Below are 20,788 nucleotides of genomic sequence, written 5' to 3'. Positions count from 1 at the left end.
GAACCCTTTCCTCCTAGCGCCCATCGAAAAGAGGATGTCCCCTTAACCATTCTAGATGGCCTTGGAAACATCCTCTTGATCCTTACCCAAGTAAAACGTAAAGGGTATTATTTGATCACGTGAATCGGGTGTCCTTCTACCAGCTCAGCCGCTTCCATGACGATTTCGCCAAGGGTCGGATGCGCGTGGATGGTCAGGGCGATATCTTCGAGCGTAGCGCCCATTTCAATGGCCAGACCCAGCTCAGCGATCAGGTTGGAAGCTTCGATACCGACGATTTGCGCGCCGAGCACCTGATTATTGTCGCTCTTAGCCACAATCTTGATGAAGCCTTCCGGAGCATTCAGGGAAACGGCACGGCCGTTGCCTGCGAACGGGAATTTGCCGCTCTTCACAGCATAGCCCTTGTCCTTCGCTTCTTTCTCAGTCAGGCCTACGCTGGAGCATTCAGGATCTGTGAATACTACTGCAGGCATAACCTTGTAGTCAACAACCGATTTGTGACCGGAAATTGCTTCAGCCGCAATTTTACCTTCGTAAGAAGCCTTATGTGCCAGAGCAAGACCGGGAACGATGTCGCCGATGGCAAAGATATTAGGAATATTAGTGCGTCCCTGGTGGTCGACTTTGACCAGACCGCGTTCGTCCAGCTCAACACCGATCAGATCCAGACCCAGTTCACCGTCAGTGTTAGGACGACGGCCTACAGTAACCAGCAGGTAATCGGCAGTTACTTCTTTGGACTCGCCGCCCACGGAGTACTTCACGGTTACTTCCTTGTCGTTCTGAACAGCACTTTCAGCTTTGGCGTTAGTCACAATTTCAATACCGGTCTTCGCCATATTTTTGGCAACCAGACGGGTCATGTCTTTGTCAAAGCCAGGCAGAACCGTGTCCAGACCTTCAATGATGGTTACTTTGGTTCCGAATTTGGAGTACATCTGACCAAGCTCTGCGCCGATATAGCCGCCGCCGATAACAATCATGCTCTTCGGAATTTCCGGCAGATCAAGTGCTTCTGTCGAGGACAGAATGCGTCCGCCGAACGGGAAAGGCTTCAATTCAATCGGACGGGAGCCCGTTGCGATGATACAGTTGTTGAATTTGTAGCGCGGGGATTCATGATCATTGAACAAACGGGCTTCATTTGTGCTGATGAACATAGCTTCACCGCTGAATACTTCAATTTTGTTGCCTTTCATCAGGCTGGTTACACCCGAAGTCATTCTTTTGACAACGCCGTTTTTGAACTCCTGGGTTTTGGCCCAGTCCACTTTGACGTTCTCGGCAGTAACACCGAATACCTCGCCGTGCTGTGCAGCTTCGAACTGATGAGCTGCCGAGATCAGCGCCTTGGAAGGAATACAGCCGCGGTTCAAGCACACGCCGCCGAGTTCCGATTTATCTACAATGATCACCTTTTGGCCAAGCTGGGCGGCACGGATTGCCGCCACATACCCGCCGGGACCTGCACCAATTACCAATGTGTCGATTTCGATTGAAGCGTCTCCGACTACCATTTATTACACCTCCATAACTAACATATCAGGATTTGCAAGCAGGGTCTTAATGTAATTCATGAAGTTCTGAGCGGTTGCACCATCGATAATACGGTGGTCAAAGCTCAAGGACAAGGCCATAACAGGAGCAGCGACGATTTCGCCATTCTTAACGACCGGCTTCTCAGTGATGCGTCCCGTACCCAGAATTGCAACTTCAGGGAAGTTGATAATTGGGGTGAAGAACATACCGCCTGCGGAACCGATGTTGCTGATCGAAATGGTGCTGCCTTTCATTTCATTCGGAGCCAGTTTGCCGTCGCGTCCGCGGACTGCCAGATCTGTAATCGCGCTTGCGATCATCCAGATGCTCTTGCGGTCAGCGTCTTTGATTACAGGAACGATCAGACCGTTGTCTGTATCTGTAGCGATACCGATGTTGTAGTATTTCTTGTAGACAATTTCGTTCGTTGCTTCATCAATCATAGCGTTAAGCGCAGGGAATTGACGGGAAGCTGCAACGAGTGCCTTCACGATGAACGGAAGGTAAGTTACCTTCACGCCTTTCTTCTCGGCTACAGGTTTCATGCGTGCGCGGAAGGCTACAAGCTCCGTAACATCCACTTCGTCCATAATGGTAACATGCGGTGCTGTGTATGCCGATTTAACCATAGCATTGGCAATGGCTTTACGGATACCCTTGAATGGTACGCGTTCTTCTTCAAGGTTTGCATTGCCGGAAGCTGTTGGTGCTGCTGCCTTAGCTTTTGGAGCTTCTGTTGCTGCTGCAGGTGCAGATGCCGCCGCAGGAGCCGCCGATGCCGCAGGTGCTGCTGATCCGCCCTTCAGGAAGGCTTCTACATCTTCAAGTGTGATCTTGCCGTTCTTGCCGGAGCCATTGACCTGAGAGATGTCAACACTCTTATCACGGGCAAATTTGCGTACGCTAGGGGTTGCCAGCACTTCACGGTTAGGAGCCGGAGCTGCTGCCGCTGCTGCCGGAGCCTGGGAAGGAGCTGCTGCCTGTGCACCAGACGCTTCTGCATGGCCGCCTTCCTGCTGAGGAACATCGCCTTCTGCAGCAATGATTGCCACCACTTCGCCTACACGGCATACTTGACCGTCTTTGGTGAACACTTCTACTACGGTACCGTTGACAGGAGAAGGAACTTCAACTACAGCCTTATCATTCTGCACTTCCATGATGATATCATCGTCGGTGATTTTGTCGCCGACCTTGATGTGCATCTTGATGATTTCCCCTTCATGCAGACCTTCGCCGAGTTCAGGGAACTTATATTCAAAGTTACTGGTTCCGCCTGTTGCAGGGCTGCTGGCTGCCGGAGATGACGTTGTATCTGCTCCGCCTTTAGCTGCATCTGCTTCCTGGGAAGCCTGTTCTGCAGGATGGCCGCCTTCCTGTTCAGGAACTTCGCCTTCTGCATCAATAATTGCCACTACTTCACCCACACGGCATACTTGGCCGTCTTTGGTGAAGACTTCAAGCACTGTGCCGTTAACAGGACAAGGAACCTCTACTACTGCCTTGTCATTCTGAACTTCCATTACGATATCGTCATCGGTTACTTTATCGCCGGCTTTGATATGCATTTTGATAATTTCGCCTTCATGCAGACCTTCGCCCAGCTCAGGGAACCGGTACTCAAATTTTGCCACCTTGATAACCTCCTAAAAGTTATGTTTACATACACTTAGTTTGTAAGCAGTACAATGCATTGCAGAAACGGGTGCCGCCCTTTTGCAAGGACGGCAAGGTAATTTTCTCTTAGAATTCCATTACTTTCTTCACTGCCGCAATGACACGCGCCGGTGTAGGAATCCAGGAATCCTCAATTTGTGCGAACGGGAAGATGGTATCAGGGCCAGCTACACGAAGCACAGGAGCTTCAAGATGCAGCAGAGCTTTTTCATTTATTTGAGCAATCACTTCTGCGGCTACGCCGGAGCTTTTTTGTGCTTCTTGGACTACAATGGCACGGTTGGTCTTCTTAATAGAAGCAACAATCGTATCAATATCAATCGGGCTAACCGTACGCAAGTCGATAATTTCGGCTTTGATGCCGTCTTTTTCGAGCTGATCGGCCGCTTTGGTAGCAGTATGTACCATCAGGCCGTAAGTGATGATTGAGACATCAGTTCCTTCGCGTACTACATTAGCTTTACCCAATTCAATGGTGTATTCACCTTCAGGCACTTCTGCACGGAAAGCATGGTACAGGTTCAAGTGCTCCATGAAGAATACAGGGTCATTGTCGCGGATCGAAGCGATCAGCAGTCCCTTAGCATCGTATGGATTGGAAGGAATTACAACCTTGATACCCGGGCTCTGGGCAATCAGGCCTTCCAGGGAATCGGTATGAAGTTCGGCTGCTTTGACGCCGCCGCCGAATGGAGTGCGGAAGACTACAGGAGCATTGTATCTGCCCCCGGAACGCCAGCGCAGGCGGGCAGCCTGAATGACGATTTGATCAAGTGCTTCGAAGATGAAGCCTACGAATTGGATTTCGGCAATCGGACGGAAACCCTGCACGCCAAGCCCGAAAGCCAAACCTCCGATTGCGGATTCAGCCAGCGGAGTATCGAAGATACGCTCCTCGCCAAATTCCTTTTGCAGCCCTTCCGTTACACGGAACACGCCGCCTACATTACCAACATCCTCTCCGAAGATAAGAACATTGGGGTCACGAGTCAGTTCAACGCGCATTGCGTCACGAATTGCTTCTTTCATATTCATCTGTGCCATTGCCTGATATCCCCCTTATTCAAAATCGGCTTTTTGTTCTTCAAGATGTTTCGGAGTTACCTCGAACATGCTGTCGATCAAGCCGGGAATGGTCATTTTTTCGGTCTGTTCTGCTTTTTTAATCTGCTCGTTCACAGTAGCTTTCGCTTCTTCTCTTACGCGCAGAGTATCTTCTTCGGTCCAAAGGCCTTTTTTCTCCAGGTACTTGGCAAGACGGGCAATCGGATCCTTCTCATTCCATTGTCCTTCTTCTTCCTTGGAGCGGTATTTACTGGCATCATCGGACAGGGAATGTGGACGGAAACGGTAAGTTACCGCTTCAATCAATGTCGCGCCTTCACCTTTACGTGCACGTTCAGCAGCCTGCTGGACAGCGGAGATTACCGCAAACACGTCCATACCATCGATCTTGATTCCGGGAATACCTGCTGCAACCGCTTTGTGGGCGATCGATTTAGCTGCCGTCTGCTTCGCGAACGGAGTTGTAATCGCATAGCCGTTGTTCTGAACAAAGAAGATTACAGGAAGTTTGTAGACACCTGCATAGTTAAGTCCTTCATAGAAGTCACCTTCGGATGAACCGCCGTCACCAGTATAAGTAATAGCTACATTAGCTTGTTTCTTCAATTTAAAGCCCATTGCAATACCGGTAGCATGCAGGATCTGTGCTCCGATAATGATCTGCGGCATAAGTACATTTACGCCTTCTGGAATCTGTCCGCCGTGCTGATGTCCGCGGGAATACAGGAAAGCCTGATATAATGGAAGTCCATGCCACACCAGCTGTGGAATATCGCGGTAACCCGGGCAGACGAAATCTTCTTTCTGCAAAGCGAACTCGCTGCCGATCATCGTAGCTTCCTGACCGGATACTGGTGCATAGAAGCCGAGGCGTCCTTGACGACCCAGGTTGACGGCACGGTCATCCCAGGTACGGGTAAATACCATACGGTACATAATTTCTTTCAGTTGGTCATCGGTAAGATCAGGCATCATTTCCTTGTTGATAACTTCTCCATCCGGTGAAAGTACCGAAAGGGCTTCAACGTCCTCTGTATACACTTCATAAGGAACTCTAGTCATTATCTTCACCTCAATAAAAAAATTTGAATATCAGTGGTCTCTGTTATAGAATTATTATACACCTGTTGTAGCTGTTTCGTCAAAGAAATACGCATAAAATTTATGTTTCCATAAATTTTGTATGTATAACAGGTTTTCAATTATCCTATAACAGATAGAAGGATATTATTCAAGTAAATGATATATCCCACATTTGCTGCTTGGGTAATTTTAACGTAACACTTAGTCTAATGCAAAAATCCGACACGAAAGGTGACGATTTGACAATGAGCGAACCTGTTTTTCTGAAACGTACAATAGTGAAACAAACACTCTGGAGCGAGCATCTGCAGGAGGAACGCAAGCTGCGCATTTATCTTCCTCCCGGCTATAACGAGGTACTCAGTTATCCGGTGGTCTACTGTCAGGACGGAGAAGAATTCTTCAACTTCGGCCGGATCGCCACGCTTGCCGGACAGCTGATTCTGGAGCAGGATGTGGATCCCTTCATTATAGTGGGTGTTGAAGTGAACGTAGCAGTCCGCACCGAAGAATACGCTCCGTTTGGCAGCCGCTTCAAGCAGTACCTTGCATGCTTCGCCGAAGAGATTATTCCCTTCATTGAAAACAATTATCCCGTACGGCGTACGCCGGAAGAACGAATCATCGCCGGAGATTCCCTGGGCGGCAGTGTCTCCCTGCATCTTGCCCTGGCTTATCCGGCCCTATTCAACCGTGTCCTTAGCCTTTCCGGCGCCTATTACCCCGAAACCCGCCGGCTGCTGGAACAGGAAGATGATCTCTCCTGGCTTCAGATCAATATGGTCGTCGGTTTGCAGGAGCGAGACTATAAAACTGATACCGGAATCTACGATTTCGTAGAAATGAACAGGGAAACCAAAGCGATGCTGGAGTCAAGGGGAGCAACCGTATCCTACCGTGAGAAGGACGGACGTCATCTCTGGGGATTCTGGCAAAAAGAGCTACCGGAATCATTACTCTATTTCTTCAACCGCTGAAACACCTTATAAGGCCTAAAAAGTGAACATCTTCCGAACTTATGTATGTTCTGCAGGTGAGTGCGCTCTCAGTAAAGGGCGGGCAAACGGTGTCCGTCCTTATTTGTAAGGACGGCAACCGGCCCGGCTGCGGACTTAATTCTGTTCCAGCTTCTCGGTAATAATACGTTCGAGCAGCACCTCACAGCCGGCATTCACCAGATCATACACCTGCTCGAAATTCCCGGTAAAATATGGGTCCGGCACTTCACGAAGCTCCTCGTCCGGCAGCAGATCCATGAAGAACAACAGCCTAGACTTCTCGCCTCCGGGAATTTTGCGAACATTGTCCCCATTAGACTTGTCCATGCAGATTATATATTGAAATTTCTCAAAGTCATCACCACTCACTAGCCGGGCTGTCATGTGCTCATAGCTAATTCCATGCAGATCCAGAATCCCTCTTGTACCCTCATGGGGCATCTTGCCGATATGCCAGTCTCCGGTTCCGGCTGAATCTACAGCGATTTGATCGGACAAATGACGCTGCTCTACTTTGTGGCGCAGAACTGCTTCAGCCATCGGTGAACGGCAAATATTGCCCAGACATACGAATAACACGTTTACGATCTCTCTCACCTCCTGTGACCATATATGCCTTCCAATCCGCAGATGAATCTTGGGGCAGAACGCACCTGACTTCATTTTAGCGTTATGGCAGCAATTGTACAACTTTTCAAACTGCATTATACTGTTCAGGGTGACTAACTTAATTGCCACAACAAGGAGGGGATCATATTGCCATTTGGGCGTGTTGTCATATTTGCAGGCGGTGGGCTATCACCGGATTGTTTGCACCTATTAGATGAAGAGGATTTTATTATCGGAGCGGACCGGGGAGCTCTTTTCCTGATTGATCACGGATACACACCTGATATTGCCGTCGGAGATTTCGATTCCGTCTCCCCTGAAGCGCTGCTGCAGATACAGGCGGGAAGCAAGGAGACCATCAGCTGTGATCCGGTCAACAAGGACCTGACGGACAGTGAAATGGCGCTGGATCTTGCCCTGAATACTCAGCCTGAGTCCATTCTTCTTATGGGTGTAACCGGAACCCGCATGGACCATACACTGGCCAGTATCCAGATGATGACCCGGGCGCTGCAGCGTCAGGTCGCCTGTTCTATCATGGATGCGAATAACTATATTACGCTGACCGGCTCGCATGCTGTAGTCGAGGAACGAGGGTATACCTATGTTTCTCTGCTGCCTTTGACACCGGAGGTCACAGGGATTACGCTGCAGGGTTTTCAATATCCGCTGGAGAATGCCACCCTTAAGCTTGGCCAGTCTCTGGCCGTAAGTAATGTACTGAGCGCCGCTAGCGGAACGGTTGCCATTGAGAGCGGACTCCTGTTAATTATCCAGAGCAAGGACTGATTACATAGGTTTTTAGAGACATCACTGTAACCTTTGTTTCAAAAATGTAAAGCCGGGAATCTCCTTACGCAGTAAGGGTTTTCCCGGCTTTTTCCTATGCCTGTTTAAGATAAATATTAATATTTTGTAACTTTTAATGAGATTTTAATAAAACGCTTACAACGTAGGTCCAGCCTGCATTTGAAGCCTCTGCTCCATAATTTAGGAAATAGATAACCTGCTATACTACGAATCAGAGAAAGAAACTAGAAAGATAAACACAAACCTGGGAGGTATTACTACATGAATAAGCAACAATGGTTTAAGCAAGTAATTGCTATTGGAATGTGCACAACAATCGGGTTCAGCACCCTAATGGCAACCGGAGCAGGCACAACCCCTGCTGCTGCCGCATCCGTATCCTCTTCGGCTGTCACATCCGAATCTGTATCCGCATCTTCGACCGGCTCTAGTATTGTCAGCTTCGGCAAAAAATATCTGGGAACGCGTTACCAGTTCGGTGCATCCACTTCTACTACAAGATACTTTGACTGTTCTTCATTTACTCAATATATTTTCAAGAAATATGGCGTTAACCTGCCGCGTACTTCCGTAGCCCAATCCAAAGTAGGCTCCTCCGTGAGCAAGGCCAACCTGCGCATCGGCGATTTGGTGTTCTTCTCCAGCGGAAGCCGGGCAACAGGTAAGAACGTAACGCATGTAGCAGTCTATGCAGGCAACGGCAAGATTCTCCACACCTACGGTTCACCTGGAGTAACAATTTCAGATTTGAATTCGGGCAACTGGAAAAAAACCTACCTGAAAGCACGCCGCGTACTGTAGGCGCATCTCTCTCTTACTAAACGTGCTTCATTCACGATTTGTTGCAAAATCCATAGCACGGTTCTCAAAAAAGCCGGAGAGGCAGTTAAGAATTCCCTAACCTGTGACACCGCTCTCCGGCGTCCGCAGTACATATCCGGTTCCGCGTACCGTATGTATCAGTTTATTCCGGTGGCCCTTGTCTACCTTCATACGGATATGCCGGATGTAGACATCCACCACATTAGTGTCTGGGTGAAAATGATATCCCCATACCTGCTGTAAAATCTCGTTTCTGGGACAGGTTTCACCCAGATTAACGGCTAGATAGTACAGCAGGTCGAATTCCTTGGGGGTCATCTTCAACTCTATTCCGTCCCGGCTCACCTGCCGGCGGCTGGGATCGAGCAATAAGCCATCCACCCTAAGCAGCGAAGCCGCTCCTCTGCGGCGTCCGGTAAGCTTCAATAAATTGAGCACCCTGCATTTGAACTCTCCGGTATGTACAGGCCTCACCATATATTCATTGCCCCCTGCCTCAAAAGCCGAGACAGCTGCCGGACCACGCTCCCCTTCATTTCCTCCGGATATCACCATTACCGGCAGAACCATCCCCTCTTCCCGCATTTCTGATACCACCCTCCAGCCTGACCACTCTCCGGGTTCACACAGCTCTGCGAGCAGCAGCACAGGCCCCCTGTTTGACAGCAATAAGCGAAGATCTTCCAGATCCGCGCTTATTGCTGTTTTCATGCCGAGTTCACGGATTGCCGCTTCAAGTTCGGCATGTCCTTCCTCCCGTCTGCTCCGTTCCTCAGCAGTCTCCTGTCCGCCCGGATCCGGGCCGGGCACATACCAGGCGATGACTTCATTCACATTGATTCCTCCATATTCCCGGCTTGCACCAGCTGAGCCGCCACAGATGAAGGTTAGAATTCCCAATAAGCAAAGAGACCATTCCCATGAATGGTCTCTTTGAGCTTATTAAGCGAATTCAATTAATTTACGAAATCGATTTCCTGGAAGGCTGCTACCTCGGTGTCCCAGCGTTTGGCCACAAAAGCCTGATGATCAGGATGATTATTATAAGTATTATAAGCTGCCTGATCCGCGAACTCCATCGAGAAGCCATACTGGAAATCACACTTAACACTGACTTGGCGCAGCACCTCGAAATTCATCACTACCGGAATGGCGCTGAGAATCTCCGCTCCGTCCCGCAGGAAGGCAGCGGTCTCCGCAGAATCGGGTGCATGCTTCAATGTAAAAATAGCCATATGCCTGATTGTACCGTTCTTCATCCTCTTCTCCCCTTCGTTAGCCGAAATACCGGTGATAGAAGCTGCGTGCTGCAGCGGTATCACTGGTTCCATGAATTAATGCCCTCCCGTCGGCGAACACAACCATACGGTAAGGCTCCTCCGTTAATGAGACCAGATACGGATTGCTCTCCACCTTGCCGGTATTCAGCCTGGATAGACGTACAGCTGTCTCCTGCAGATTGAGGCTCCTGCGCTGTGCCGGGCGGATCTGGACCGTATCCCGGCCGCAGAGCACGTCACTGCGCTCTGTGTTAGATGCAGACAAGTACGGATAGACCGGACGTTCACCGCAGGATGGACAGTCAACTTTTTTCGCCGCCTTGACGCCAATCTCCTGCTGTTCATTCTGCCAGAGATCGAATGTCAGAAGCTTGCCGCGCAGCTTCTCTTTGTACCCGCCGAGCAGCTTCAGCGCCTCAGCCGTTCCATTCGCTGTAACCATCTGCACAGCTTGTGGCAGAATGCCGGCCGTATCACAGGTATCCCCGCCCAGCGGGATCGTACCCAGCAGACAATTCAGACAGGGTGTTTCACCCGGGAGGATGGTGTATGTAATTCCGTAGCTTCCGACACAAGCGCCATAGATCCAGGGTATACCGTGCTTTTGCGCCAGGTCATTCATGATCAGCCGGGTGTCGAAGTTATCCGTCCCGTCCATAATCAGATCTACTCCCGGAAGCAGGCTCTCCATCTCCTCTGCACGCACATCCAGCACATGGGCTTCAAGCACGATTTCCGAGTTAATCTCCATGAGTCTGGACTTGGCCGCAGCCGCTTTGGGCATCCGCAGACGGGCATCCTCTTCCGTATACAGCTGCTGCCGCTGCAGATTACTCCACTCTACATAATCGCGGTCCACAAGTATGAGCCGCCCTACCCCGCAGCGCGCCAGAGTCTCGGCAATCCCTGTACCTAGTGCGCCCATCCCAACAATCAGCACGCTCGAACGTGCCAGTCCCTGCTGCCCCGCAGCACCGAACGGAGTAAAGCGGACCTGTCTCGAATACCTTCCGTCCCGTCCCGCCGCTGATGCCGGAGCCGGTTTGTCATTGTCCTTAGAGCCCATCCCTGAACAGCCCCCTTTATCCAATAAAAAATGTTAATTCCGTTTATCACTTAATATTATGAAAATCCGGGAAACAGCGCCTTGCAGCGCTCCTCCCCGGATGTTGTAATTCATCTATACAGTCTGAGCAGACCACTGCTCCACATTCCATACCTTCGTTACCCAATCCTCGTAGAATTCCGGTTCATGGGAGACAAGGAGAATCGTCCCTTTGTATTCCTGCAGCGCCCGTTTGAGCTCTGCCTTAGCAATAATATCAAGGTGATTCGTAGGCTCATCGAACAGAATCCAGTTGCTCTCACGCATCAGCAGCTTACACAGACGTACTTTGGCCTGCTCGCCACCGCTCAGCATGCTAAGCGGACGGGTAATATGTTCATTCTTCAGCCCGCAGCGCGCCAGATGGCCACGTACTTCATTCTGGGTGAGGCTTGAGAATTCATTCCATACATCTTCAATCGGGGTAATATTCTCCGCCTTCATTTCCTGCTGGAAGTACGCTGAACTCAGGTAATCCCCCAGATAGGTTTTGCCGCTGTAGGTCGGGATTACACCTAGAATCGTTTTGAGCAGCGTGGATTTGCCTACACCATTATACCCGACAATTGCAATCTTCTCTCCGCGTTCAATCATCATATTCAGCTTGCTTGGCAGCAGCGGACGATCATAACCAATCTCGAAGTCAACGCCTTCGAACACGGTCTTCCCGCTGGCCCGGCTCTCTTTGAACTGGAAGGTCGGCTTCATCGCCTCTTCCGGACGGTCAATCCGTTCCAGACGTCCAAGCTGCTTCTCACGGCTCTTGGCCCGGCCCGATGTGGAAGCCCGCGCTTTATTGCGCTGGATGAAGTCTTCCTGCTTTTTGATGAAATCCTGCTGCTTCTCATACGCATCAATGTGCTGGGCTTTGTTCATCCCCGCCATTTCCAGGAATTTCTCGTAGTTGGCAGTATAACGGGTCAGCTTCGAGAACTCCAGATGATAGATCACATCCACGATTTTATTCATAAATTCCGTATCATGGGAGATCAGCATGAAGGCATACGGATAATTCTTCAAATAATTGGTCAGCCAGTCAATATGCTCCACATCAAGATAGTTGGTAGGCTCATCGAGCAGCAGCACATTTGGTTTCTCCAGCAGCAGCTTCGCCAGCAGAACCTTGGTCCGCTGCCCCCCGCTCAGGCTAGTTACATCCCGGTCCAGACCGATTGCCGACAGGCCGAGGCCGCCCGCCATATCCTCCACCTTCACATCAATCATATAAAAGTCCCCGATGTCCAGCTGTTCCTGAATCGTGCCCATCTGATCCAGCAGCAATTCCAGCTCTTCGGGAGTGGCGTCGCCCATTTTATCCGTGATGGCCAGCATTTCAGCCTCCAGCTCCAGCAGCGGCAGGAAGGCATCTTTAAGCACATCGCGTACCGTTTTGCCTGCCGTTAGCTGGGTGTGCTGATCTAGATAGCCGTATCGGACACGCGGAGTCCACTCCAGTTTGCCGCTGTCCTTTAACAATTTACCGGTCAAAATATTCATCAGCGTAGACTTGCCCACGCCGTTAGCTCCAACAATTCCTACATGTTCTCCATCCAGCAGGCGGAAAGATACATCCTTGAACAATACCCGGTCCCCAAAGTTGTGGGAAACGTCTTCTACAGTAAGTAAACTCATAAATTCTCCGCAAGCTCCTGTCTATATTATCAATATTACTAATCGGGTTAAGCACATACATCACTACATTCTAGCACACCTATGTCCAGTGCCGAAATAGAAAATAAGCCTAATTCCTGCAAAACACGCAGAAAAAGTAGTGATTTCATCGTTTTTTCTGAAATATTCCTCTATTTTTTGCAGAAAATCGTTTGTCCGTTCCGAGTCCAAGCATCTCTCCAACCGCTTGCCCCAGCTTCCCTCTGGTCTGAAAAGGGTCCTGCTGAAGCGGCAGGCTGCACACCTTGGCCTGTCCCAAAGCAGAAGCCAGAAGCGCTGCCGCAGAACCGCCGGCCAGCGGCAGACAGATCCGCCATTCCGGCTGAGGGGTGAGCCCGCTGCGGCGCAGCCAGTGCAGCGTATCCTCCAGCCGCCAATCCGCCCCGGAGGCCACCAGTAACGGCCTGCCGCTGGCCGTGAAGGCGGTCAGGGCCCCTTCGTAACCGCCTGTCCCCAGATCCAGAACCACGAAGGAATATGCCTCACCCGTCCGCTGAGGCAGTCCGTCAGCCGGCGCAAGCTTCCAGAAATCTACGTTGTTCCAGGTGTAGGGACGCTCCGGCCGCACTCCACCATGGATGGCACTTCTTTCAGGCACTTCTGCCATTCCTTTAATGCGGTTAAATACTTGCGCATCAGGAGCGCATTCCACCCAGGCGGTGTGGCCAGTCCGCGACAAATATTGGCTCACAGCCAGTGAAGTATGCGTTGTCCCAAGTCCCGGAGCTACGCCCAGCACGGCCACTACCAAGGTCTGCTGGGACTGCAGCCTAACAGAAGCAGCCTGCAAATCCGGCTTAAGCTCCGGCGCTATCAGCTCTGCGGCTTGGGCTTCAAGCGGTTCAAGAGCTGACAGCACCTCCTGGGCACTGCCGTACCGCTCCTCCGGATGATGACGCAGTAGGCGCCGGATTACCGGAATCAACCGGTCCGGAATGCTGCCATGCAGCTTCCGTTCCATTCCCGGCTGCCAGCTGCTGAATTGTCCGCCGGAAGCCATGTACAGCAGCAGCGCACCCAGCCCGTACAGGTCAGACAGCGGACTGCTCTGTGCACTGCCATATTGCTCCGGGGCAGCAAAGCCGGCGGTTCCCAGCTTCTCCGTGTCTTCATCCGGTCCGTTTCTCAGCTTACGGGCGATGCCGAAATCAATCAGTCTCAGCTCCTGTTGTCCGGCCAGCATAATATTGGAGGGCTTCAGGTCACGGTAGACGATCGGCGGATGATGGCTGTGCAGGTATTGCAGGACCTCCAGCAGTTGCCTGGCGTAGCTGATAATCCGCCCTCCTGTAAGAGCTGCCGGATGCTCAATCATATATTGATGAAGGGTCACCCCATCAATGTAATCCATCACCAGATAACTGTAGCCGTCACGGTCCGGCGGGAAGAAATCACCAATCCGCGGCAGCTTAGGATGATTCAGTGAGATCAGAAGCTCTGCTTCTGCCTGGATGGCTCCAATGCTATGCCCTCCCCCTTCCCGTATCACACTTTCCTTAACCGCCCATACCTTTCCCGGCAGCCGCAAATCCTCTGCCAGATATACACGGCTCATTCCTCCTGCACCGATAAGTCCGGTAATAGAGTAACGTCCTCCAAGGATTTGTCCGGTTGTCAGCTTGCCCGCTACATTCATCTTTTTTCCTCCTTATTGTCACGCAAAAAAGGGAAAGCATCCGCTTTCGGCACCTAGTTCCGGCATGAAGCCGGCGGTGCAGATAGCGGGATGCTTTCCCTTTATCCATGAACCTAATTAATATTTAATCATATAAAGTGTAATTTCATCGCGGTTATGGAACAGCTGCTTCGCGCGCTGAATCTGCATCCGCTCACCTTCGAACATCGCAATAATCTCTTTGATCATCGCCAGCGGCTTCTTATGCATCAGCTTCACCGTGACAATGGCCGTACCGCCCGGGGTCAGACTATGGAGCAGTCCGGTAACCAGCTTCGCCATCAGCTTGGGACTCCAGCTCATATCGCAGACCAGCAGGTCAAATTCATTCTCACGGAATTTGACCTCCCCGGCATTTTTACGCAGAATCTTGAGTCCAGGATAATTACGCAGCGATTCATGCATCAGGGCCGGATCTACAGCGGTTACCTTAAGGCCGCGTTCCAGCAGGAACGAGGTCCAGCCGCCCGGGGAAGCGCCGATATCCACCGCATTCTTGAAGCTGTAGAACGGAATGGCGAATTCCTTCTCCGCCTCCATCAGCTTGAACTTGGCCCGTGAGATCTGCCCGTCTTCCTTGCGGAAGCGGATCATCCCGCCGTTCCAGCTGGAGAGATTCTCTTCCGGCCGGGATACACCGGCATACAGGGCTTCTCCATCTGCATATACAGACACCACCCATGCCGGCTCCTGCACGGTGAATTCTGCACCCAGACTGTCAAGCCGACCCTGCAGCCACTCCCGCAGCTCTCCCGGGCTGTCTTCCCAGAAGGACGTGCTGCCCTTGCGGACATGCAGCGAGACCTTCTCGCCCTCCAGCTCTGTCCGCCGGCTTAAGTATACAGCCAGCCTGTCCATAGCAGACATATCACCTGTGTCCTGGAACTGCACCGGCTGGATATGCCGCAGGAAGATCGGCAGGTTCTGTGCCAGCATCCGCGATACCTCTTCAGGCTCTGCCTCCAGCGTTGCCAGGAACACTTCACCCGGCAGCAGCAATGTACTTTTCACCGCTCCGAACAGGCGGCGCAGCTCCTCTTGTGCATAGGGAGCAAAGCCGTGGTTCGCGGTGCAGATGTATCTTGAAATTATTTTTTCATCAGGAGCCATGTTTGGCTCGAGGGGTTCTTGCGTAAATTCGTTCAAATCGATGTGCCTCCAGGTCTTATTTTTATCCAGGGACGGCCGCTATCCCATTCAACATCAACGGGTATATCGAAAGTGTCCATCAGCATTTCCCTAGTCAGCACTTCTTCCTTGGGACCAGCTCCCGCCAGTTTCCCGTCACGGATCAGCGCTACATGGGTGAAGAGCGGTACAATCTCCTCTACATGATGCGTTACGTACACTACAGCCACATTGCGCTGCTTCAGCTTGTCGATCTCGGCCAGCATCTTCTCACGCTCGTAGAGATCCAGGCCGGCGCAAGGCTCGTCCATGATCAGCAGCTTGGGCTCGGCTATCAGGCAGCGCGCCAGCATCGCTTTCTTACGTTCCCCCTGGGACAGGGTACCAAACGGATGGTACGCCAGTTCGCTGAGATTCATATCGTCCAGCAGCTTCAGTGCCTGATCCTGCACACTTTGCGGGATTGCCTGATAAAAGCGAAGGTAGGCATAAGCGCCAGTTGCGACGACCTCCCATACGGGATCGCTGAGCGAGAGCTTTTCCATCAGGGATGGTCCAATATAACCGATTTCCTTGCGCACCTCACGTACATCACACTGGCCGAATTTGTAGCCCAGCACTTCAACAGAACCCTTGCTTGGAAACAGGTAACCGGTCATCATTTCCAGTAAGGTGGTTTTACCGGAGCCGTTACGCCCGAGAATTACCCAATTTTCACCTTGCTTCATTTCCAGAGACACGTCATCAAGAATCAGACTTTGTTCCCTGCGCAGGGAAAGATGTTGTAAAGATATCATTATGAGGTCACTCTCCTTATGTAATCCAGTACCCGTTCTACCGAGCCCATTGAATAAAAGATTTCCGGTTCAGCGCGGCGGTCCGCCGGCACTACCATCAGTGCAGGCACACTGGATATACGATACGTGTTTATAAGTCCGGGCAGCATATTTACGTTGCCCTCAGCAATCAGTAGTCCGGGCGGCAGCAGATGCTGTGCAACCTCCAGCATACGCCGTGCTGCCTTGCAGGTCCCGCACAGTGGGGTATACAAGAACACTACGAGAGGTTCTCCCGGTCTTCCGAGCAACTCCATCAGCTCATCCTGATTCATATCCTTCATCCAGCCGCCGCTCCTGCAGCAATTTCCTGCAGCCTCTCCAGCCCAAGCGGGCCATTGTACAGCTGTGTACCGGCAGGCACGGCCGGATATAAGATTTCGTACATTTCCTTGCGCCCCTCAAGGCTCGAGGTGTGCAGATAGATTTCCCGCGGGAATAATCCTTCGAGCACCATCCGTTTAGCCACTTCACCCCCGCAGAAATCCTCCGGGCCCATATCATAATCAAGCGACAGAATATCAACCGGGCCGCTGCGCAGCATCAGCAGACACTCTCCGGTGGTTCTGGCCAATGCAAAACCGGAAGGCCGTCTTCTCATATCGTCCATATATATATTCATCACGTTTCATCCTCCGCTTCAAACCAATGCCTGACTACAGCAATTTCCGCCCTGTGAGTGCCGTCAGGCCCTTTCTCTGTTTCCATCGCAACAGCAGACACATTGCGCAGAGGAGCAGAAGTCAGTAGCTCCCGCAGCGCCTTCCCGCCAATATGGCCTTGTCCGACCCTTGCATGCCTGTCGCGTCTGGAGCCGCAGGGGAACAGGGAATCATTCAAATGTACGGCAGCAAGCTGCTGCCAGTAGCCTAGCGCTGTGCCCCGCTGCAGAAACTCGTCAGTATGCTGCGGATTCCATATCCCTGATGCGAAGGCGTGACAGGTATCGAAGCAGAAGCCGATTTTCTCCGGATAATGACTCAATTCACGGACTTTGACCAGTTCTTCCAGCGTCATGCCTTCTTGGCCGTGATTGCCTGCCATATTCTCAATCAGGAGCTTCGTCCGGCCTTCCCACCCGGCCAGGGTGTCATTTATACATTGTATAATATTTTGATAGCCTTGTAATGGCTCCATTCCGGCAAAATGGCCAAAATGCACCACAATGCCCAGGGAGCCGCAGGCTTCGGCGATCTCCAGATCATTGCGCAGCGAAGCGGCCATAACGGCTCTGCCTGCGGGATCTGCGGCCAGATTGGTCGGATATGGGGTATGGGCAATGGAGACCATCCCCTGTTCCCGGCAATAATCGGCACAGCTGTGCGCATCCCGGTAGTCCACAGGCTTAAGCTTCAGACTGCGCGGATTCTTCGGAAAATACTGGAAACACGACGCACCGCTCTCCCTGGCGAACCGGGCAGCCTGCCCGTATCCGCCGCGTATGCTGACATGTGCCCCTATTCCGGGATTAAGCGTCATGCTGGCAATCCGGGCAATAAAACACCTTGCGTCCGGATTGCTCAGTCTTGATAATCGTTCCCCCGCCGCGCAGGCAGGGTTCGCCGCCGCGGTCGTACACTTTACAAGCATCGTTGTAAGAGCCGGTAACCGTATCTCCGGTCATGAACGGCATTTCCATATAACCGCCAATCTCGGTTGCCTCCGTCAATACCTTGCGCACACTGTCATACAGCCGGATTACTGCCTCCGGTGACAGATTCTGAACGAGCGTAGAAGGCAAAAGTCTTGCTTCAAAGGCAATCTCGTCGGCATAACAATTGCCGATACCGGCCATAACATGCTGGTTGACCAGCAGGCTCTTCAGCGCACCGCGGCGTCCTTTGAGCAGTGCGGCGAAGCGTTCAGCCGTCATTCTCCGGTCCAGCAGCTCCGGTCCAAGCTTACCCATTGCCGCTTCGCTTTCCTTAACAGACAGGAGATGCAGATATCCCAGGCGCAGACCCATGAAGTAGAGGATATGCTCTCCAAAAGCCAGTTCAACCTGAGTAGTCCGGTCCGGACGTTCCTCCTCTGTACCATAGAACAAAAGTCCGCCCAGCATCAGATGCAGCAGCAGTCTTCTTCCGTCATGCAAATGGAACAGAATATGTTTGGCACGGCGTTCTACGAACACGATCCGCGCTCCAACCAGACTGTTCACGAATTCTTCCGTCTTCATATTGATTGTTTTTTCTCTATTTACGGTTACCCCCGTAATTGGAACATTTATTAGATGCTGGCTCAGCAGCTTTCTGTAATTCTCCATTTCCGGCAATTCCGGCATATTGTCATCTTCCCTTCCAGGTTGGTAAAAGGCATACCTTTGTCATTATACACCGAGCAGCACCATAAGTTCAGCTAAATCAGCACAAATTTCATCCGGCTTAACTCCTGTAACTGTCTGGTAGCGCTCCAGATTATCGCGTGTGGTAAGACCCGTCAGCACCAGTATCGTGCGGCAGCCTGCATTTACACCGGCAGAAATGTCTGTACGCATATTATCTCCGACAACAACCGCTTCCTCAGATGTGATCCCCAGCAGTGAAGTCGCATAGGTAATCAGATGGGATTCAGGTTTGCCGATCACTACAGGTGACACTCCGCTAGCTGCTTCAATTGCAGCTCCAAGGGTTCCGGCGCCGGGCATCACCCCGTCATCGGAGGGGAGCATCAAGTCCGGGTTGGTAAGCACAAACTTGGCTCCTTCCCGGATCCAGCGCGAAGCCCGGGCCAGCGATTCATATGTAAAAGAACGGTCGATGCCCTGGACAACATATTGTGGATTCTCCGTAACCAGGGTCAGCCCCGCTTCGGCGCAGGCCTGCACCAGTCCCTCTTCTCCAAGTATCGCCACTGTAGCTTCCGGTGATTCCTCAGCAATGTAGCGTGCCGCAGCAAGCGATGAGGTGCAGACCTCTTCCGGATTCGCATCAATTCCCATCCCGCGCAGATGTACAGCAACACTTGCCGCTGTGCGTGATGAGTTATTCGTGACAAACAGGAACGGTACAGCCGCTCTACGCAGCGCTGCTATCAACCGATCTGCATCCGGAATCATCCGGCCGCCGTGATACAAGGTTCCGTCCAGATCAATTAACAAACCACCTATATTGTTCATAATACCCCCTGTTTGAGTCCCGTTTATTTAAATCATCGCATTAATAGTTAATGTTATAAATTATCTTCGCAATTTTCTAACCATTTCCCTCTATAGCCCACTGTTATTGAGTTTTTTGATGGCATCCTAACTTTTCCGCTACTCCGTTTCGTCAATTTCTCTACTGCTTCGTACGCTTAATGCTCTCCTATTATTTAAAATTTAACATACTTCGTCGAACGATAGCGAACCGCTGTACCGGCAGGCTTTTTTTGGCATAGCCCTGTCATTTCCTGCGCTTTCCCGGAAAATAATTCATTCCCCGGGGGCATTTCCCGTGGCTCTCCGATGGACCGGGAAGGTGCAGAATTCCTCCGCCAGCAGTGTAGCCGGGAAGATGGCCTGCGCCTCTTCCAGGAGTGGAATCAGCTCCTCCTGTGAGCTGTACCGCGAGCTGAAGTGGGTGAGCAGCAGTTCACGCCCGCCTGCCTCACGTGCAAGCTCCGCGGCTTGCCGGGCTGTACTGTGATGATACTGATAGGCCATATCAGCCAAGTCATGAGCAAAGGTAGCCTCATGAATGATCAGATCAGCATCCTGTGCCAGCGGCAGTGTTCCCTCGCAAGGACGGGTATCGCCCAGAATAGTAACAATTCGGCCGCGTTTCGGCGCATGAATCACATCCGCTGCCCGGATCACAACCCCGTCTTCAGATGTGATATCTTCACCTCTCTTCAGCTTGCCGTACAGCGGCCCGGGCTTCAGCCCGTAACTCTTAAGCAGCTCTGCATCGAGATTGCCCGGACTGTCTTTCTCCGTTACCCGGTACCCATAGCTGTCAATTCTATGCTCAAGCAATCCCGCCTCAACCTTGAACGTGTCATCCTCAAACACAAGCCCGCCGCTGTGCTCAATAATTTCAAGCTTGTAAGGGATTCGCGACTGGCTTGCGGACAGTGAAATATCCAGATAAGCTTTGACCCCAGGAGGTCCATACACTGTAAGCGGTGATGTACCGCCCTGATATCCGCGGCTCGACAGCAGCCCCGGAAGGCCGAACAAGTGGTCACCATGCAAATGGGTGATAAACAGCTTTTCCAGCTTGCCCAGCCGCAGCGGTGAACGGAGAACCTGATGCTGTGTTCCTTCTCCACAATCGAACATCCAGAATGTGCGCCGTTCTTCAAGCAGCCTGAGGGCGATTGAGGTTACATTCCGCTGCAGTGTCGGTACCCCGGCATTTGTTCCCAAGAAATATATTTCCATTATGCCCCTCCTCTCTTCTATCGTACTTCTCACCTTATTTTTATAATGCCGGTTCTTATGAAAAGAATTCTACTCTGTTTTAGCGCTGAAAGCATCTTTCAAGCGGAATCGGCTGGATACGATA

At 51.5% G+C, this 20,788-nt stretch carries 20 protein-coding genes and 1 pseudogene; 3 read left to right on the top strand and 18 right to left on the bottom strand.

The features are described from left to right. Positions 1 to 107: 107 nt before the first annotated feature. The 4 genes from lpdA to pdhA all read right to left on the bottom strand — a co-directional run bounded on the left by lpdA (position 108) and on the right by pdhA (position 5,346). Positions 108 to 1,520: a dihydrolipoyl dehydrogenase gene (gene lpdA / locus MKX70_RS20690; RefSeq protein WP_039299144.1), complete on the bottom strand. Its 1,413-nt coding sequence runs from the start codon at positions 1,518 to 1,520 to the stop codon at positions 108 to 110. Between the two features lie 3 nt (positions 1,521 to 1,523). Continuing rightward, a complete protein-coding gene (locus tag MKX70_RS20685) occupies positions 1,524 to 3,176 on the bottom strand; it encodes a 2-oxo acid dehydrogenase subunit E2 (RefSeq protein ID WP_042236860.1) in 1,653 nt (550 codons plus the stop codon). 109 nt (positions 3,177 to 3,285) lie between these two features. After that, entirely contained in the window at positions 3,286 to 4,263 is a 978-nt protein-coding gene (locus tag MKX70_RS20680) for an alpha-ketoacid dehydrogenase subunit beta (protein WP_042236861.1), read from the bottom strand. A 15-nt stretch (positions 4,264 to 4,278) separates the two neighbouring features. Beyond that, the gene (pdhA, locus tag MKX70_RS20675) at positions 4,279 to 5,346 is read right to left on the bottom strand and encodes a pyruvate dehydrogenase (acetyl-transferring) E1 component subunit alpha (RefSeq protein WP_340785697.1); all 1,068 of its coding nucleotides are present in this window, start codon (positions 5,344 to 5,346) and stop codon (positions 4,279 to 4,281) included. 266 nt (positions 5,347 to 5,612) lie between these two features. Here pdhA and MKX70_RS20670 point away from each other — a divergent pair, with 266 nt between their 5' ends. Further along, complete coding sequence (locus tag MKX70_RS20670) at positions 5,613 to 6,344, top strand: alpha/beta hydrolase (protein ID WP_340785695.1); 732 nt, start codon at positions 5,613 to 5,615, stop codon at positions 6,342 to 6,344. Positions 6,345 to 6,479: 135 nt separating this feature from the next. On the opposite strand, the gene MKX70_RS20665 is transcribed toward MKX70_RS20670, so the two are convergent. Then, positions 6,480 to 6,953, bottom strand: coding sequence for a low molecular weight protein-tyrosine-phosphatase (locus MKX70_RS20665; RefSeq protein WP_340790191.1), 474 nt, complete (start codon positions 6,951 to 6,953; stop codon positions 6,480 to 6,482). A 168-nt stretch (positions 6,954 to 7,121) separates the two neighbouring features. Here MKX70_RS20665 and MKX70_RS20660 point away from each other — a divergent pair, with 168 nt between their 5' ends. Both MKX70_RS20660 and MKX70_RS33455 read left to right on the top strand, forming a co-directional pair. Beyond that, positions 7,122 to 7,763, top strand: a complete 642-nt coding sequence (locus MKX70_RS20660; RefSeq protein WP_340785692.1) for a thiamine diphosphokinase — start codon at positions 7,122 to 7,124, stop codon at positions 7,761 to 7,763. Between the two features lie 540 nt (positions 7,764 to 8,303). Continuing rightward, positions 8,304 to 8,585: pseudogene (locus MKX70_RS33455) on the top strand (C40 family peptidase); the annotation flags it as partial. A gap of 96 nt (positions 8,586 to 8,681) precedes the next feature. Here the strand turns inward: MKX70_RS33455 and MKX70_RS20650 are convergent. The 13 genes from MKX70_RS20650 to rnz all read right to left on the bottom strand — a co-directional run bounded on the left by MKX70_RS20650 (position 8,682) and on the right by rnz (position 20,664). Beyond that, a complete protein-coding gene (locus MKX70_RS20650) occupies positions 8,682 to 9,440 on the bottom strand; it encodes a response regulator transcription factor (RefSeq protein ID WP_340785688.1) in 759 nt (252 codons plus the stop codon). A 122-nt stretch (positions 9,441 to 9,562) separates the two neighbouring features. Further along, complete coding sequence (locus MKX70_RS20645; protein ID WP_340840635.1) at positions 9,563 to 9,937, bottom strand: Dabb family protein; 375 nt, start codon at positions 9,935 to 9,937, stop codon at positions 9,563 to 9,565. Continuing rightward, complete coding sequence (locus tag MKX70_RS20640) at positions 9,882 to 10,952, bottom strand: ThiF family adenylyltransferase (protein WP_340840634.1); 1,071 nt, start codon at positions 10,950 to 10,952, stop codon at positions 9,882 to 9,884. The genes MKX70_RS20645 and MKX70_RS20640 overlap by 56 nt, the downstream gene beginning before the upstream one ends. Positions 10,953 to 11,066: 114 nt before the next feature. Then, positions 11,067 to 12,623, bottom strand: coding sequence for an ABC-F family ATP-binding cassette domain-containing protein (locus tag MKX70_RS20635; RefSeq protein ID WP_340840633.1), 1,557 nt, complete (start codon positions 12,621 to 12,623; stop codon positions 11,067 to 11,069). Positions 12,624 to 12,768: 145 nt separating this feature from the next. Next, complete coding sequence (locus tag MKX70_RS20630) at positions 12,769 to 14,298, bottom strand: serine/threonine protein kinase (RefSeq protein ID WP_340840632.1); 1,530 nt, start codon at positions 14,296 to 14,298, stop codon at positions 12,769 to 12,771. Positions 14,299 to 14,415: 117 nt separating this feature from the next. Beyond that, the gene (locus MKX70_RS20625) at positions 14,416 to 15,447 is read right to left on the bottom strand and encodes an SAM-dependent methyltransferase (protein WP_052422192.1); all 1,032 of its coding nucleotides are present in this window, start codon (positions 15,445 to 15,447) and stop codon (positions 14,416 to 14,418) included. Between the two features lie 32 nt (positions 15,448 to 15,479). Beyond that, the gene (locus MKX70_RS20620) at positions 15,480 to 16,262 is read right to left on the bottom strand and encodes an ABC transporter ATP-binding protein (protein WP_171715949.1); all 783 of its coding nucleotides are present in this window, start codon (positions 16,260 to 16,262) and stop codon (positions 15,480 to 15,482) included. Beyond that, complete coding sequence (locus tag MKX70_RS20615; RefSeq protein WP_340840631.1) at positions 16,262 to 16,585, bottom strand: thioredoxin family protein; 324 nt, start codon at positions 16,583 to 16,585, stop codon at positions 16,262 to 16,264. Before MKX70_RS20615 ends, MKX70_RS20620 begins: the two co-directional genes overlap by 1 nt. Beyond that, positions 16,582 to 16,923: a cyclic-phosphate processing receiver domain-containing protein gene (locus tag MKX70_RS20610; protein WP_340790189.1), complete on the bottom strand. Its 342-nt coding sequence runs from the start codon at positions 16,921 to 16,923 to the stop codon at positions 16,582 to 16,584. The genes MKX70_RS20615 and MKX70_RS20610 overlap by 4 nt, the downstream gene beginning before the upstream one ends. Beyond that, positions 16,923 to 17,780, bottom strand: a complete 858-nt coding sequence (locus MKX70_RS20605; protein WP_340840630.1) for a deoxyribonuclease IV — start codon at positions 17,778 to 17,780, stop codon at positions 16,923 to 16,925. The genes MKX70_RS20610 and MKX70_RS20605 overlap by 1 nt, the downstream gene beginning before the upstream one ends. Next, the gene (locus MKX70_RS20600; protein ID WP_340840629.1) at positions 17,770 to 18,585 is read right to left on the bottom strand and encodes an Fpg/Nei family DNA glycosylase; all 816 of its coding nucleotides are present in this window, start codon (positions 18,583 to 18,585) and stop codon (positions 17,770 to 17,772) included. Before MKX70_RS20600 ends, MKX70_RS20605 begins: the two co-directional genes overlap by 11 nt. Before the next feature lie 45 nt (positions 18,586 to 18,630). Continuing rightward, entirely contained in the window at positions 18,631 to 19,419 is a 789-nt protein-coding gene (locus MKX70_RS20595; RefSeq protein WP_340785669.1) for a TIGR01457 family HAD-type hydrolase, read from the bottom strand. Positions 19,420 to 19,713: 294 nt separating this feature from the next. Continuing rightward, on the bottom strand, positions 19,714 to 20,664 hold the full coding sequence (gene rnz / locus MKX70_RS20590; protein WP_340785667.1) for a ribonuclease Z: 951 nt from the start codon (positions 20,662 to 20,664) through the stop codon (positions 19,714 to 19,716). Positions 20,665 to 20,788: the final 124 nt, after the last annotated feature.

This window comes from Paenibacillus sp. FSL R7-0312, assembly GCF_038004445.1.
Taxonomy (GTDB): domain Bacteria; phylum Bacillota; class Bacilli; order Paenibacillales; family Paenibacillaceae; genus Paenibacillus_AQ.
This window is presented reverse-complemented; position numbering and strand designations above follow the sequence as displayed.

What these genes read in the sequence shown, in the direction of transcription:
- lpdA (WP_039299144.1), bottom strand. Translation starts at nt 1,520, where the DNA reads ATGGTAGTCGGAGACGCTTCAATCGAAATCGACACATTGGTAATTGGT.
- MKX70_RS20680 (WP_042236861.1), bottom strand. Translation starts at nt 4,263, where the DNA reads ATGGCACAGATGAATATGAAAGAAGCAATTCGTGACGCAATGCGCGTT.
- pdhA (WP_340785697.1), bottom strand. Translation starts at nt 5,346, where the DNA reads ATGACTAGAGTTCCTTATGAAGTGTATACAGAGGACGTTGAAGCCCTT.
- MKX70_RS20670 (WP_340785695.1), top strand. Translation starts at nt 5,613, where the DNA reads ATGAGCGAACCTGTTTTTCTGAAACGTACAATAGTGAAACAAACACTC.
- MKX70_RS20645 (WP_340840635.1), bottom strand. Translation starts at nt 9,937, where the DNA reads ATGGAACCAGTGATACCGCTGCAGCACGCAGCTTCTATCACCGGTATT.
- MKX70_RS20640 (WP_340840634.1), bottom strand. Translation starts at nt 10,952, where the DNA reads ATGGGCTCTAAGGACAATGACAAACCGGCTCCGGCATCAGCGGCGGGA.
- MKX70_RS20635 (WP_340840633.1), bottom strand. Translation starts at nt 12,623, where the DNA reads ATGAGTTTACTTACTGTAGAAGACGTTTCCCACAACTTTGGGGACCGG.
- MKX70_RS20630 (WP_340840632.1), bottom strand. Translation starts at nt 14,298, where the DNA reads ATGAATGTAGCGGGCAAGCTGACAACCGGACAAATCCTTGGAGGACGT.
- MKX70_RS20625 (WP_052422192.1), bottom strand. Translation starts at nt 15,447, where the DNA reads ATGGCTCCTGATGAAAAAATAATTTCAAGATACATCTGCACCGCGAAC.
- MKX70_RS20620 (WP_171715949.1), bottom strand. Translation starts at nt 16,262, where the DNA reads ATGATATCTTTACAACATCTTTCCCTGCGCAGGGAACAAAGTCTGATT.
- MKX70_RS20615 (WP_340840631.1), bottom strand. Translation starts at nt 16,585, where the DNA reads ATGAAGGATATGAATCAGGATGAGCTGATGGAGTTGCTCGGAAGACCG.
- MKX70_RS20610 (WP_340790189.1), bottom strand. Translation starts at nt 16,923, where the DNA reads ATGAATATATATATGGACGATATGAGAAGACGGCCTTCCGGTTTTGCA.
- MKX70_RS20605 (WP_340840630.1), bottom strand. Translation starts at nt 17,780, where the DNA reads ATGACGCTTAATCCCGGAATAGGGGCACATGTCAGCATACGCGGCGGA.
- MKX70_RS20600 (WP_340840629.1), bottom strand. Translation starts at nt 18,585, where the DNA reads ATGCCGGAATTGCCGGAAATGGAGAATTACAGAAAGCTGCTGAGCCAG.
- MKX70_RS20595 (WP_340785669.1), bottom strand. Translation starts at nt 19,419, where the DNA reads ATGAACAATATAGGTGGTTTGTTAATTGATCTGGACGGAACCTTGTAT.
- rnz (WP_340785667.1), bottom strand. Translation starts at nt 20,664, where the DNA reads ATGGAAATATATTTCTTGGGAACAAATGCCGGGGTACCGACACTGCAG.